The following is a 14178-nucleotide window of genomic DNA, read 5'->3' as shown; positions in this document are numbered from 1 at the left end:
TAAAAAATGTCAGAAACATTATTTGGGAAGTTAATATCGTCATACATTCCACTGCCGATGTGCATCGTCAACAGCAATGGCAAAGTTGTCAGAGCAAATGATCACATCAGCGAAGTGTTTATTTATGATGGAATTGAAGATGCGGATTTTTTTGCTCTCACAGGCATCAAAGTATCGGATATCTATGCAGATGTTGAAAACGACATGTATTATATGCTGGAGAGAAACGGAAAACAATTCAGATTGTTAATCAACAAAGTAGGGGAGGATGAAGAAGCCAATTTACTGGTCTTCTTCTATGACGTGACCAACTATGAAAATCTGAAAGATCGATATAATGATGAAAAAACCTGTGTGGGGAAAATCAATATTGACAATTATGACGAATTAATTGCCAGCACGTCCCCAGAGAAGAGCATGACCATTTCTGCAGAAGTAGATAAGACCATCAGAAAGTGGGCAGCGAAAATCAACGCATCAATCAATAAGATGAAAGACACCCAGTATATCATGTACTTTCAAAATGCATATGTGGACGGTATGATCGAAAGCAAATTTTCTATATTGGACGATGTAAGACAGATTGAGACAGAAGCAGATTTTCCAATGAGCCTGAGTATTGGAATCGGCATAGGCGGGAAAAATCTTGTGACAACAGAAGAATATGCCACTGCAGCTTTGGACCTGGCTTTGGGCCGGGGCGGGGATCAGGCGGTCATCAAAAGAATGAGCAAGATCGAGTATTACGGCGGAAAGATGCAGACTGTTGAGAAGGGCAATAAAGGCAAGTCCAGAGTAGTTGCCCATGCGTTAAAACAGTTGATCGATCAATCAAATCGAGTCATAATTATGGGTCATGCCCATCCGGATATGGACTGCTTTGGCGCATCTCTCGGCATTTATCGTATGTGCGTTATGTATGGACGTGATGCGTATATTGTACTCAATGATATCAATGATTCCTTACAGGCTATTTATAAACAGGCAAAGGAAAGCGAAAATTATAATTTCATCAACCACAAAAAAGCAGAGAGTCTGACAGATAAAGACACACTGGTGATTATGGTGGATACGCACAGACCTAGTTATGCAGAGAATGCGAATTTATTAGAACTGACCGACAGGATCGTTGTGATCGATCACCACCGGCGGGCAGAAGACTGCGTGGCTAATCCTGTTTTATCCTATATAGAATCTTATGCGTCTTCCGCGTCAGAATTAGTGAGCGAAATATTGCAATATGCCGCGCCAAAAAAGACGCTGATTAAATTAGAGGCGGAGGCTTTGCTTGGCGGCATTACCATAGATACCAACAGATTTGCAGTAAAAACAGGCGTCAGAACCTTTGAAGCAGCAGCTTGGCTCCGCAGGGCTGGAGCAGATACAACAGAAGTAAAAAGATTTTTTCAGACAGATATGGAAACCTTTAAAGTGCGGGCAAAGTGTATTGCGGCAGCAGAATTCTGCGGCAATGGCATTGCAACGTCAGTCTGCGAAGGCTGGAACGAAGACGCTCAAGTCATTAACTCTCAGGTTGCCGACGAACTGCTGAATATCAAAGATGTAAAGGCATCCTTTGTTGCAGGGCGAACGGAAAAGGGCCAGACTGTCATCAGTGCCAGATCCCTCGGTGAACTGAATGTACAAGTCATCATGGAGAAACTGGGCGGCGGCGGCCATCTAACGACAGCCGGGGCGCAAGTAAACTGCAGCCCTGAGGAAGTGATAGAGAAAGTATTAGAGATCGTAAATAACAAATAGGAGGTAATAAGATGATTGTAATTTTAAATAGAGACGTAAAAGGCACTGGCAAAGCTGGTGAAGTAGTTAAGGTCAGTGACGGTTATGCGAGAAATATGCTGCTGCCGAAAGGTTATGCCACAGAGGCTACCGACGGCAACATCAGAAATCTGGAAAAACAGAAAGAACTACAAGCGCAGAAAAAAGCGGACGACAAAGCTGCGGCAGAAAAAGTAGCGGCTGCATTAGAAAATGCAAAAGTTGTCATCAAGACCAAGTCAGGGGAGGGCGGCAAACTGTTCGGCTCGATTACCTCAAAAGACATCGCGGAGGCTGCAAAAGAACAGACCGGGATTACCCTCGATAAGAAGAAAATTCAAATCGGCAATCCGATTAAAAATATAGGAAAATTTACTGTAGATGTTAAGCTTTATCCCGAGGTGGTGGGAAAGCTGAGTGTGGAAATCACAGATTAGGCTAAGGGAGTCAAATAATGGTTGAAAAAATTCCACCACATAATACAGAGGCTGAAAAATCAGTTTTAGGATCAGCGATGCTGAGTAAAGACGCCCTAGCGGACGTGATTGATGTCGTGAAACCGGACGATTTTTATGATGCCGCCCATAAAGAAATTTTTACCGTCATGATGGACCTCTTTCGAAACAACGTCTCCGTCGACATTGTTACAGTCTGCGAAGATCTGAAAAAGAGAAAGTCTTTGGAGATGGTAGGAGGCAGAGCCTATGTTGCCACACTGTCTTCAGAAGCGCCTTCAACGGCGAACGCAGCGGAATATGCTAAAATCGTTGCAGAGAAGGCTTCGATGCGGCAGCTGATTAAAACTGCAGAAGACATTAGGGAAAAAAGTTTCGAAGAAGAAATGGCTCCATCAGAAATCCTTGACTATGCTGAAAAGGGAATCTTTGAAATCGCACAGCAGAGGCAGGGCAGTGATTATGCGCCGATTAAAGAAGTACTTCTTGAAAATGTGGCTATGATAGACAAAGCGATTCAGACACAGGGGCAGGTAATCGGATTGGCAACGGGCTTTAAACGTCTTGACGAGTTGACTTCTGGTTTTCAAAAATCCGACTTAGTAATCGTAGCGGCCAGACCTGCTATGGGTAAGACTGCTTTCGTATTGAACATCGCGCAAAATGCGGCCGTTAAATCGGGAGCTACTGTTTTGATTTTCAGCTTGGAGATGGCAAAAGCACAGCTGGGCCAGAGACTCCTTGCTATGGAGTCGAGAGTAGAAATGCAGAAATTGAAAACTGGCAATATAGAGAGGAATGATTGGGAGAGAATTAACATGGCGTTGGACTCTCTTTCCAAAACCAACATACATATTGACGATACCCCTGGCGTCAGCATTCTGGAGATGAAGAATAAGTGCAGACGGCTGAAAGCGGAGAAGGGCTTAGATTTGGTCATTATTGACTATCTGCAGCTGATGAAGGCTGACGGCAAGTCGGACAGCAGGCAGCAGGAAATCAGTACGTTATCCAGATATCTGAAATTGTTGGCCAGGGAAATGGATTGTCCCGTTATCGTATTGTCTCAGCTATCCCGAGCGCCAGAACAGAGGCCAAACCATAGACCGGTTCTCTCTGACCTTAGAGAATCCGGCTCCATAGAGCAGGATGCTGACATGGTCATGTTCCTGTACCGAGATGATTACTATAACCCGGAGGATTCAGAAAAACCGGGCGTATGTGAAGTCAATTTGGCGAAACACAGAAGTGGTTCCACAGAAACCTTTGATTTAACCTGGGTCGCCAGATATACCAAGTTCAGCGATAAAGCGTAAGAAGGGTGAATACAATGAAGATTACGGAAGACATGAAAGTATGTGAGATTTTGGATCTGGACGATAGACTGGAAGTCCTATTCGAAAACCATGGGCTGCCCTGTTCTGGATGTCCAGGAGCAGTTCAAGAAACGCTGAGAGAGGCAGCTGACGGCCACGATATCGATATCACCGCGCTGCTTGAAGACTTAAATAAAGAAGCATAAGGAAATTTCTATGAATTTTATCAAAGAAAAGATGAAAGACTTTTATCTGTTAGATTCAAAGGTCGAAAATATTTTTATCAACGAATATATGCCTGCGGCACCGGGTGATTTTGTTAAGGTGTTCCTGTATGCCAGCATGTATGCTGAACATGGATTGGACATGAATAACGAAACCATGGCTAAACAGCTGGGGTTGACAGAGAAAAAGACTTTGGAAGCTTGGGACTACTGGGAAAAAATGGGAGCCATTAAAAAGCGTTATTTGGATAGTGAGGGTAACGTCGATTTTATTGTTGAATTTACCAATCTTAAAGAGCTGTTATACGGAAAGAACACAGGACCGGCAAAGGGCGAGACAAAGAAAGAAGAAAGAGACAATGTCTTTGGAAACAAAGCGGTAAAGATTATGTTCAACGAAATTGAACAGATCTTTGGCAGAGGACTGAGTTCGACAGAAATCAGTCAGATACTCGAATGGCTTGGCGATTACAATGCCACGCCGGAGGTTGTTCTCTTTGCCATAAAATATTGTACAGAAAAGAATAAGACTAGTTTAAAGTACATAGAGAAGGTGGTAAAAGAATGGGCCAGCGACGGACTGGCAACTGTAGACCAGGTCAACGAGCGGCTGCAGGAACTAGATGAAAAATATTATAAGTATAGAAGAGTTTTAAAGGCGCTGGGTTTTACTAGAAATGCCACAGAAGCTGAAAGGGAAATGATGGACGCCTGGTTTGACCAGATGGGATATACTATGGAGCGGGTGCTGGAAGCCTGCAATAAAACGGCAGGTATATCGAGTCCAAACTTCAATTACGTAAACAAAGTTTTAGAAAACTGGAGAAATGAGGCCGACAGCAAAGGCGTAGACGTCAATAAGACCATCGTAGTAACACAGGGCGTGCTGAACCAGTACTACGATTATCTGCGCGAAAAGGCTGAAAAAGAGGCGGAACAAAAGAAACGGGAGATTTATGAAAAGATTCCAAGAATCAAAGAGATTGATGAGGAAATCAGAAAAATGAGTTCTCAGCTTTCTAAAGCGTTGATCATGGGTTCATCGGAAAACGAAAGTAAGCGAATTAATTCTGTGATGGACGAGCTGGCCGCAGAGAGGGCAGTGATCCTTACAGAAAACAATTTTGAGATGGACTACACCGATATAAAGTATGCATGTGAAAAATGTAATGATACCGGCATCACCGATCTGGGGGAACGGTGTTCATGCATTAAGCAGCGTACAGAAGAGGCGGAAATATGGGTAAAGAAAAAAAGTTTAGAAACAAAATAGTCGATGCAGCGGCAGGTGTTATCAACTGGCATGACAGAGTACAGACCAGGGTGGACAGGCTGGCGCTGATCGTTCAGTATATGATAGCCAGCTACATTCACAGAACCAGAAAAAACTTGGCCGGCAAAAAGAAAAGCGTGCTCGGACATTTTGCCGGCGCTATCTTGGTTGCCGTCGCCGTTGTAGCGCTCTTTAATCATGCCACAGGTTTTGAATATTCGTACAATGGCAAGGCGTTAGGGTATGTGAAAAATCAAGAAGACGTCATCAAGATTCTCGATTTGGTCAGCGATGAGTTGTCTAAAGAATACGGATCAAAAATACAGATTGACAAGGACAACGATATCACATTTAAGAACGTCGTCATTTTAGATAAAGACGTAGACGAGGTGGACACCGTACTGCAAAGGCTGACTTATATGTCCGATATGGAAGCAGAGGCCTACGGAATCTATATCGATGGACAACATTTTGTAACCTGTGAAAGCAAGAAATCTGCCCAGCAGGCTCTGAAGGAAGTGCAGCAAACATTCATCGAAGAAGACGAAAAGAATACAGAGTACGAGAAAGTCGGTTTTCAGGAAAAGGTTGAAATTAAAAAAGTCAATACGAAGCTGGCCTATATCAGCAGTGTAAAAAAAGCTGCAAAGTCGATTATGAAGGGTGGTTCTGAGGAAATAGCCTATGAAGTAAAACCTGGCGATACCTATTGGGAGATCTTTGAAAAGTTTAATACGGATTTTGATACACTGAAGGAAAATAACCCGGATCTGAAGATGAACTCCTTGGTTCCAGGGGATGAGATTATCATTGACAAAGCCACATCGGCATTGACCGTTGTAACTGTAGAAAAGTCCACTTACGCTGAAAAGGTAAAATATAAGACGGTTTACAAGAAATCCAGCTCTATGTATAAAGGTGATACGAAAGTGGAGCAAAAGGGTTCCAACGGTAAACGAGTCGTAACAGCGAGGATTACCAAGGTCAATGGAGAAGTGGTCAAAAAAGATGTGCTGGAAACTAAGACGATAAAAAAAGCAGTAAAGAAAATAGTCATTAAAGGCACAAAAGCGGTGCCGAAGACAGCACCGACCGGTAAATTAATTATACCGGTATCGGGCTATACTATGACATCACCATTCGGATGGCGCTGGGGCAGAATGCACGAAGGTGTGGATTTGGCCTGTGCAACAGGGACAACCATCAGGGCGGCTGACGGAGGAACTGTCATCCGTGCCGGCTGGTACAGCGGATATGGCTTATGCATAGATATAGATCATGGAGGCGGTAAGATGACCAGGTACGGACACTGCAGTGCGGTTAACGTAAGCGTTGGGCAAAAAGTGTACCAAGGACAGAAAATTGGTGAGGTTGGCAATACCGGAAACAGTTTCGGCTCCCACTGCCATTTCGAAGTCAGAATTAACGGATCACCGAAAAATCCATTTGATTATGTGTAATCCTAATATGAGGCAGGCCATTTTTGGCCTGTCTATATACTTCTTTGTAGGAAGAATTTAGATTCTGCGGCATATACTTTCATAAGCAGAAATGTTTGTATGGGAGGTAGGCTATGGAAAATCATTATATCCAAATGGAAAATAAAAAGAAAATTACCATTACAGAAGTAACTTCAGTTGAAGGCTTTGATGAAGAAACTATTTTGGCGAATCTGGCAGATGAAGGCCTTGTGATTACAGGAAAGAATCTTCATATCGAAGTATTGGATCTGGAGGACGGAAAATTAGTCGCTGAGGGAGAAATTGAGGCGCTGACATATACGAAGAAAAAAGCAAAGACAAAGTTTATTGACAGGTTTAGAAAATGACAGCACTGATACAGAGAGAGCTGTTTCAACTCTTTATCATGTTTTATTGTGGTCTGGCGATGATGATGATCTTTGAAGTCAGAGATACACTTATGAGACGGTTTGGCGTAAAGTCAAGGGTTTCAATTTTTATCTATTTTGGGTCCTGGCTTTGTGCAGCTTTTTTATTTTGTCAGTTTCTCTATAAAGGTTCTCATGGAGTAATCACATTATATGGAATTTTTTCCCTCTGTGCAGGCGTATTATTGTGGAAAAAGGTCATTTATGGTATTATAATTGACAGGGGTAACAATTATGAAGAAGAGGACAAAAGGGAGACTTCAGGAATTCGAACAGAGGAACACGCAAAACGACCTGGAAGAATTTCGCGAAGAAAGAAAAAAAAGCACAAAAAAGAAAAAAAGAGTTAAAATCAATAGAGTGAGAATTGTTGTGACCGTTATAGTAGTCGTACTTATAGCGGTCGTTGGCGTGTCCGTAAAAAATGTCTTTGACCTGAGAGCGGAGCAAAACGATCTGCGGGAAAAAAACAAACAGCTTGCCTCAGAAAAGGCTTCTCTGCGAGAGGAACTGAAAAATGTCAACGATTACGATTACATAGAAGAGCAGGCGAGAATACAATTGAAATTAATCAGGCCGGGAGAAATCCTCTATGTGCTTGACGACGAGGGAACAGACAGCAATGGACAAGATAATAATTAAAGAAGCGATCATTGTTGAGGGACGAGACGATACGGCTGCAATCAATCGTGCGGTATCAGCCTTGACGATTGAAACCCATGGTTTTGGTATGCCGGAATCAATGTGGGGAATCATAAAGAAGGCATATGAAAATCAGGGTATCATCATCTTTACAGACCCCGATTACGCAGGCAATAAAATCAGGCGAAAAATTGCAGACCGATTCCCAGACTGCAAACAGGCATTTTTGCCGAAAGGTAAGGCTTTAAAAAACGGAAATGTCGGCGTAGAAAATGCTACGCCGGAAGATATCATCGAAGCGCTGGGGCATGCCCACTGCACCACTAGTGATAGGAAAGATTCTTTTACAGAAGAAGATCTTTTTAACTGTGGGCTGATCGGTTGTCCTGAAGCAAAAGAGAGAAGAGAACGATTAGGAAATTTGCTGTCTATCGGATATGGCAACAGTAAAACTTTCTTAAAAAAACTCAATCAGTTTAACATTAAGAAAGAAGATTTTTATGATAAAGTAAAGGAATTATAATGAAGCTATACGCACCCTCGACCATTAAAGAGATAAAAGACAGATATGGGTTCAGGCTGTCAAAGAGTTTAGGACAGAACTTTTTGACAGATAAAAATATTATCGATAAAATTATAGCGGCTACAGAGATAACAGATGAGGATCTGGTTATTGAAATTGGACCAGGAATCGGAGTTCTCACCTATGAAGCTGCCCAAAGGGCTAAACAGGTTACGGCAATAGAAATTGACAAGAACCTGATTCCCATTTTAGAAGATACTCTTCATGATTTTGATAATGTAGATATCGTGAATCAGGATGTTCTAAAGACAGATTTAAACAGGATTATTGATGATTCGGGATGCAGAAGTGCAAAGATTATTGGGAATCTGCCTTATTACATCACTACGCCGATTATCATGGCAATATTAGAAAGCGGTGTCCATGCCGACAGCATCACGATTATGATGCAGAAGGAGGTAGCGGACAGAATCAAGTCACAGCCAGGTTCAAAAGTTTATGGGGCGCTCTCTGTTGCTGTTCAATATTACTGCACAGTACAGACAGTGGCTGTTGTTCCGAAAGAAGTTTTTTTTCCAGTCCCCAAAGTTGATTCAACAGTACTCAGATTGGATATCCGCAAGGACAAGCCGGTGGAGCTGATAAACGAGAGGATGTTTTTCCGCTGTATCAAGGCCGGGTTCGGACAGAGAAGAAAAACCTTATCAAATTCCTTAATGGGAATTGGCGATGTGACAAAAGAGGAAGTGAAAGATTGTCTTTCTCATGCAGGTATTGATGAGAAAAGAAGAGCTGAGACACTATCTTTAGACGAATTTGCAAGTTTAGCAAATTATTTCAGCAAAAGGGAATAGAAAGAGGAAGAGAAACAATGGAAAAAGTAAGGGCATTTTACAAGAAGTACTTGAAGAACAGTTTTTTCTTTTGCCTTGTCTGGGCATTTATTTTGAATTTAATTATTGAAACATTAGCAAGGAAAGGGTTTGGCGGTTTTTTGTTTTTGTTTGACAGCCCGCTGGTGTTCTTCTATAACACATTAATTATTTTTGCCACCTTGGTCATTGCTACGCTGTTCAGGAGAAGAGTTTTTTTTGTGACAGTGGTTACGATTATATGGATGGCCATCGGTATAACGAATGGAATCATTCTGATTGAAAGAATGACGCCGTTTACGGTGAAAGACCTCAGCGCTATCACTGACGGAGCTACGATTATTACCAATTACTTTTCGATGACGGAGATTGTGCTCATCGGCGTGGGAATTTTAGCAGGTATAATCGGATTGATTCTCCTGTGGATTAAAGCGCCGAAGAAAAAGGAACACATCAATTGGAAACGCAACGTAGCAGCGGTTGTCTTGGTAATCGCTTTTACGTTCGGAGCAACCTTTGGCTTAATCAAAGTAAACGTACTCAGTACATTCTTTGGAAATCTGGCTTATGCATATGATTACTACGGGGTTCCCTATTGCTTTATAAACACGTGGCTGAACACGGGTATTAATAAACCAAAGGGCTATTCGGAAGAAGCAGTGAAAAGTATTTTTAATAAAGATCAGTATAATAAAGATGGTACAATGAAGCTAGAACAGACAGATGTGGATCAAGAGTATCCGAACATCCTCTTTTTGCAGTTGGAGTCTTTCGTCGATCCGGATCTGTTTAACAACATAAAGCTATCAGCGGATGCAATTCCGACCTTTAGAAAACTGATGAGAAACTATTCCTCCGGAAGCTTAACTGTACCGGCTTGCGGCGCAGGCACAGCGAATACGGAATTTGAGGTGATGACCGGTCTGTCCGTCAAGTTTTTCGGACCAGGAGAATATCCATTTAAATCGGTTCTCAAGGAAAAGACAGGCGAGAGTATCGCATTTGATTTAAAAAGCATGGGATATTCGACCCATGCTATCCACAATCACAGAGCGCTGTTTTATAACAGAAATGAAGTGTTCAACAACATAGGCTATGATACCTTTACTTCCTTAGAATATATGAGTGACGTTCCTAAGACGCCGAAGAACTGGGCTAAGGATACGATTCTGACAAGACAGATCCTCGACGCGATGAACTCTACGAAAGAAAGAGACTATATCTACACAATTTCTGTACAGGGACACGGGAAATATCCGACAGAACAGATAATTAAGAATCCGAAAATTACGGTTACCGATGCTCCGTCTGAGGAATTAAAGTGGAAATACGAATACTATGTAAATCAGGTTTACGAGATGGATCAGTTCATTAAGCAACTGACAGAAGCCCTCTACAATTATGATGAAGACGTGATTCTCGTCATGTATGGCGACCACATTCCAGCACTGGACGTGACAGAAAGCTCTTATGACGCAAAGAATCTGTACCAGACCCAATATGTGATTTGGAGCAACTTTGATATGGATAAGAAGGATGCAAATCTGACTACGTATCAGTTGGCGGCGGAAGTGTTTGATCGTATTGGCATTCATACGGGTACGACGATTAAGTATCACCAGACAGTAGACCACAAGTCGAAGGATTACTTGTCTAACCTTAAAATGCTGGGATACGATATGCTATACGGCAAGGATTATATTTACGGCGGCAGCAATCCATTCAAACAAAGCGGCATGAAAATGGGCGTAAAGAGCATCAAAATTGATAAGGTTGTCAATATAGGCGGTAAATATTATATCAAAGGACAAAACTTTACAGAGTACAGTAAAGTTACTCTAAACGGTGAAACCTTAAAGACCATCTATCTGGGGCCAAGTCTGCTTGGTCTTTTGGAAGAAGTAGATCCGGCGGATGCCGTTAATATGAAAGTCAGCCAGATTGACAAATCGAATAAAGAAATTATCAGTACGACGGAATAAAAATGCCGCAATTTTCAATTGTATATGGAGAAGGATCGCCACGGTAATAAGGAGGTATGTCCTATGAAGAGCCTTGAAACAGAAAGATTGACATTAAAAATGTTCACCCTTGAGGATGCAGAAGAGCTTTACGCCTATGCCAGAAATCCCAACGTGGGCCCTCATGCAGGCTGGTCACCGCACAAAAGCGTGCATGAGTCGAAAGAGATCATCAAGCAGTTATTTATACCGGTAGAGACTTGGGCGATCCGCCTGAAAGACCAGGACAGAGTGATAGGCAGTATCGGCCTGGAACATGATAAATACAGGCCGGATGCAAACAGCAAGGAATTGGGCTATTCCCTGGCCGAAGAATTTTGGCGCCAGGGTATCATGACAGAAGCTGCTAAGGAAGTCATACGATTTGGATTTGAGGAACTGGCGTTGGAGCAGATCGGGATCTGTACGGGAACGGCAAATATTCGTTCACAGAGCGTTATCAGAAAATGTGGATTCAAATATGAAGGAACGATTCGCAGAACGTACAAGATTTATGACGGAACACTTCGCGATTCTATGGTGTACTCTTTGCTGAAAGAAGAGTACGAAGCAATGAAGGAAAAGGAAGAACAATAAGATGCTGCTGCACCTGGAAGGAGAGAAATCCTCCCAGATGCAGCAATTTTTTTGTAAGCGAAATAATTTACCAAATTTTGGCGTGTGATAACATGATTGACATTTTTTACGGCATTGATTATAATGAACCAAACTAATAGTATGTTTCAATTACACAATACATAATTAAACATTCTTATCTAAAACATAAAAACAAGTTCTCGCTATTCGTTTCTTTTTTGTTTATATGAAAAACCAATTAATATGTTGACATCTGATAAAATGAATACGACTGCCTGCTTTCATATCATACTACAGCAGGATAACAAAAAATATTTATATAATCTGAACATGGTTGCAAAGAAATTATTTGAATTTTTGTGCAGCGAGAAGGGTCTGACAGAAGAGAAGCTGACTCTCTGCACGGATGAGGGATTTGTGCTGTCTTCTTTTCCTGGGCAATCCATACAGAAAATCGTGCATGAAAAGGTCGATTCTAATGGGAAAGAGGCGGACTTTATCATCTTAGCTTCTTCGAAAAGTGAACGACTGACTGAGATCAGTGATCTCCAGTGCCAATTTACTGATTTCCTCTCTATTTTCTGCCACAACGAACAAGTCCGGGATTACATCTTTTGCGGACTCGATTCGCTGCCGGTTTCCATCTGCATCTACGACAAAAACACACGATTGGTTTATGCCAATGCTGACTTCTGCGACTATGTACAGATCAAGGATCGTGAAGCTGTCTATGGGATGCGTCTTGACGACATGCTGAAAGCCATGGGAGTTAAAATTTCTTCCGTCAAAAAACCACATGACCAGTTGAAGGTGAAGGAGATACTCAAATACGGAAAAGCGATTGTCAATTGGGAAGTAGAAGTGATCTATACAAAATCACAGAAAGAGAATATTCTCGCAACCAACGATATGTATCCCATCTTTGATAAAGAGGGCAAGGTCAACGGAGTGGTAGAAATAGCCAGATTACGGAATAAGACAATCAGGGAAGTGAGAAGTGCTCTCGGACTCACTGCTGATTATACTTTTGACGATATCATCGGTGAAAGCAGGCTCATGGCGGAAACAAAGCAGCTTGCGGCTACCTTCGCGGGCAGCGCATATAATATTTTGATCTATGGGGAAAGCGGTGTCGGCAAGGAGTTGTTTGCCCAGTCCATTCACAATTGCAGCCAACGAAAAAACAACCCCTTTGTCGCAATCAATTGCGCCAGCATCGCACCGGAGCTGATCGACAGCGAACTGTTCGGATATGAAGGGGGCGCGTTTACAGGCGCGTCCAAGAACGGACAGATTGGTAAATTTGAGCTGGCAAACGGCGGCACGCTATTCTTAGATGAAGTAGCGGAGCTGCCGCTGCATTTCCAGACAAAGCTGCTCCGTACCCTGGAAACCAATCAGATTACCAGGATCGGAGGATCAAAAAACATCCCGGTTGATGTCAGGATTATCGCTGCTACCAACTGTTCTTTGGAGAAGATGATCGAGGAAGGGCTATTCAGAGAAGACCTTTATTACCGGCTGATGGTGCTGAATATCACGATTCCGCCCCTAAGGGAGCATCCGGAGGATATATCGCTGTGTGCAGAGTTTTTTCTGCAGCAGTCGGCACAGCAGAACAATCTGGAAAAGAAAAGGATAGATGCAGACGCGAGAAAACTGATGACGGAATACAGGTGGCCTGGAAATATCAGGGAACTGCGTAATGTGATGAACAGGGTCAGCATCCTTTCCAAGTCAACTATCATCACCCGGGAAATCCTGGCAGCATCTCTACAGCCTGGGAGCTTCAGCATCAGTGAAGCAGAGGAAAAGACCGCAGAAATGCGCATAAACGAAAAGAAAATCGCAATTGACCGATCTAATGCAGATCTCATAAAAGAAGTCCTTTCTATTTCAAAAGGAAATAAGCGTAAAGCGGCGGAACTGCTTGGCGTATCCAGGAAAACCTTTTATCGCATGTTAGAAAAATACGAGGCTTTCTTGAAATAGCCGTGGTAAAAAAGAAGTCCGCGTGATAGAATGATGATAAGAAAAATGGAATCGTGGAGGTAAAAAATGAAAGCAGTATTGTTAAACGGAAGCCCCAGAGAAGGGAATAGCTACACCGCCCTTGCAGCCCTAAAGAAAGGATTCGCTAATATTGAAGATCTGGTTATTGAAGAGATTGCCGCAGGCGATGTCTCCGTTTCACCCTGTCTCGCATGTGAGGTTTGCCACGACAGTGGGATGTGCGTCTTTGACGACGATACCAACGAAATTATGGATGATATTGTCAGCGCTGATGTCATCGTCTTCGCAACACCTGTGTATTGGTGGGGCATCACAGCCCAGTTGAAACTGATCATCGATAAATTCTATTCACGCAGCAGCCAATTGATGGAATGTAAAAAACAGGTGGGCATCATCGTTGTCGGCCAGATGCCAGTAGAAGATACGCAGTATGCGCTCATCCGTAAACAGTTCGAGTGCATTTCTGATTATCTCGGATGGGATATCGCTTTCTATAATGCCTATTCAGCCTATGATGCCGGCGACCTGGCAGAGAATGCAGATGCCATAGCAGAGATAGAAGAACTTTGGAAACAGATCAAATAAGAGGCTTGACG

15 protein-coding genes are annotated in these 14178 nt (G+C 42.6%); all 15 read left to right on the top strand.

Features of this window, described 5'->3' with window-relative positions:
- Positions 1-6: 6 nt before the first annotated feature.
- The 15 genes from BN6539_RS03020 to BN6539_RS02950 all read left to right on the top strand — a co-directional run bounded on the left by BN6539_RS03020 (position 7) and on the right by BN6539_RS02950 (position 14167).
- Positions 7-1761, top strand: a complete 1755-nt coding sequence (locus BN6539_RS03020; RefSeq protein WP_067533712.1) for a DHH family phosphoesterase — start codon at positions 7-9, stop codon at positions 1759-1761.
- Positions 1762-1772: 11 nt separating this feature from the next.
- Positions 1773-2216, top strand: coding sequence for a 50S ribosomal protein L9 (gene rplI, locus BN6539_RS03015; protein ID WP_067533709.1), 444 nt, complete (start codon positions 1773-1775; stop codon positions 2214-2216).
- 17 nt (positions 2217-2233) lie between these two features.
- Positions 2234-3550 (top strand): replicative DNA helicase, encoded by a 1317-nt coding sequence (dnaB, locus tag BN6539_RS03010; RefSeq protein WP_067533706.1) that lies wholly within the window; start codon positions 2234-2236, stop codon positions 3548-3550.
- Between the two features lie 14 nt (positions 3551-3564).
- Positions 3565-3756 (top strand): DUF1858 domain-containing protein, encoded by a 192-nt coding sequence (locus BN6539_RS03005; RefSeq protein ID WP_067533703.1) that lies wholly within the window; start codon positions 3565-3567, stop codon positions 3754-3756.
- 10 nt (positions 3757-3766) lie between these two features.
- Positions 3767-5047 (top strand): DnaD domain protein, encoded by a 1281-nt coding sequence (locus BN6539_RS03000; protein ID WP_067533700.1) that lies wholly within the window; start codon positions 3767-3769, stop codon positions 5045-5047.
- Positions 5014-6507: a M23 family metallopeptidase gene (locus BN6539_RS02995; RefSeq protein ID WP_067533697.1), complete on the top strand. Its 1494-nt coding sequence runs from the start codon at positions 5014-5016 to the stop codon at positions 6505-6507. Before BN6539_RS03000 ends, BN6539_RS02995 begins: the two co-directional genes overlap by 34 nt.
- 113 nt (positions 6508-6620) lie before the next feature.
- A complete protein-coding gene (locus tag BN6539_RS02990; protein ID WP_067533694.1) occupies positions 6621-6875 on the top strand; it encodes a YabP/YqfC family sporulation protein in 255 nt (84 codons plus the stop codon).
- Positions 6872-7285 carry a spore cortex biosynthesis protein YabQ gene (gene yabQ / locus BN6539_RS23395; RefSeq protein ID WP_067533691.1) on the top strand — a complete coding sequence of 138 codons (414 nt, stop codon included), beginning with the start codon at positions 6872-6874 and terminating at the stop codon, positions 7283-7285. Before BN6539_RS02990 ends, yabQ begins: the two co-directional genes overlap by 4 nt.
- Positions 7170-7577 (top strand): FtsB family cell division protein, encoded by a 408-nt coding sequence (locus BN6539_RS02980; RefSeq protein ID WP_082907327.1) that lies wholly within the window; start codon positions 7170-7172, stop codon positions 7575-7577. The genes yabQ and BN6539_RS02980 overlap by 116 nt, the downstream gene beginning before the upstream one ends.
- Positions 7558-8100, top strand: coding sequence for a ribonuclease M5 (gene rnmV, locus BN6539_RS02975; protein WP_242869367.1), 543 nt, complete (start codon positions 7558-7560; stop codon positions 8098-8100). The genes BN6539_RS02980 and rnmV overlap by 20 nt, the downstream gene beginning before the upstream one ends.
- On the top strand, positions 8097-8954 hold the full coding sequence (gene rsmA / locus BN6539_RS02970; RefSeq protein ID WP_440135581.1) for a 16S rRNA (adenine(1518)-N(6)/adenine(1519)-N(6))-dimethyltransferase RsmA: 858 nt from the start codon (positions 8097-8099) through the stop codon (positions 8952-8954). Before rnmV ends, rsmA begins: the two co-directional genes overlap by 4 nt.
- Positions 8955-8971: 17 nt before the next feature.
- Positions 8972-10954, top strand: coding sequence for an LTA synthase family protein (locus BN6539_RS02965; RefSeq protein ID WP_067533682.1), 1983 nt, complete (start codon positions 8972-8974; stop codon positions 10952-10954).
- A 63-nt stretch (positions 10955-11017) separates the two neighbouring features.
- On the top strand, positions 11018-11569 hold the full coding sequence (locus BN6539_RS02960; RefSeq protein ID WP_067533679.1) for a GNAT family N-acetyltransferase: 552 nt from the start codon (positions 11018-11020) through the stop codon (positions 11567-11569).
- 330 nt (positions 11570-11899) lie between these two features.
- On the top strand, positions 11900-13561 hold the full coding sequence (locus BN6539_RS02955) for a sigma-54 interaction domain-containing protein (protein WP_207645072.1): 1662 nt from the start codon (positions 11900-11902) through the stop codon (positions 13559-13561).
- A gap of 66 nt (positions 13562-13627) precedes the next feature.
- Positions 13628-14167, top strand: a complete 540-nt coding sequence (locus BN6539_RS02950; protein WP_067533673.1) for a flavodoxin family protein — start codon at positions 13628-13630, stop codon at positions 14165-14167.
- The last annotated feature ends 11 nt before the right edge of the window (positions 14168-14178 follow it).

Source organism: Emergencia timonensis, from assembly GCF_900086585.1.
GTDB classification, from domain to species: domain Bacteria; phylum Bacillota; class Clostridia; order Peptostreptococcales; family Anaerovoracaceae; genus Senimuribacter; species Senimuribacter timonensis.
Note: the sequence above shows the minus strand (reverse complement) of the source record. Positions and strands in the feature narration are given on the sequence as shown.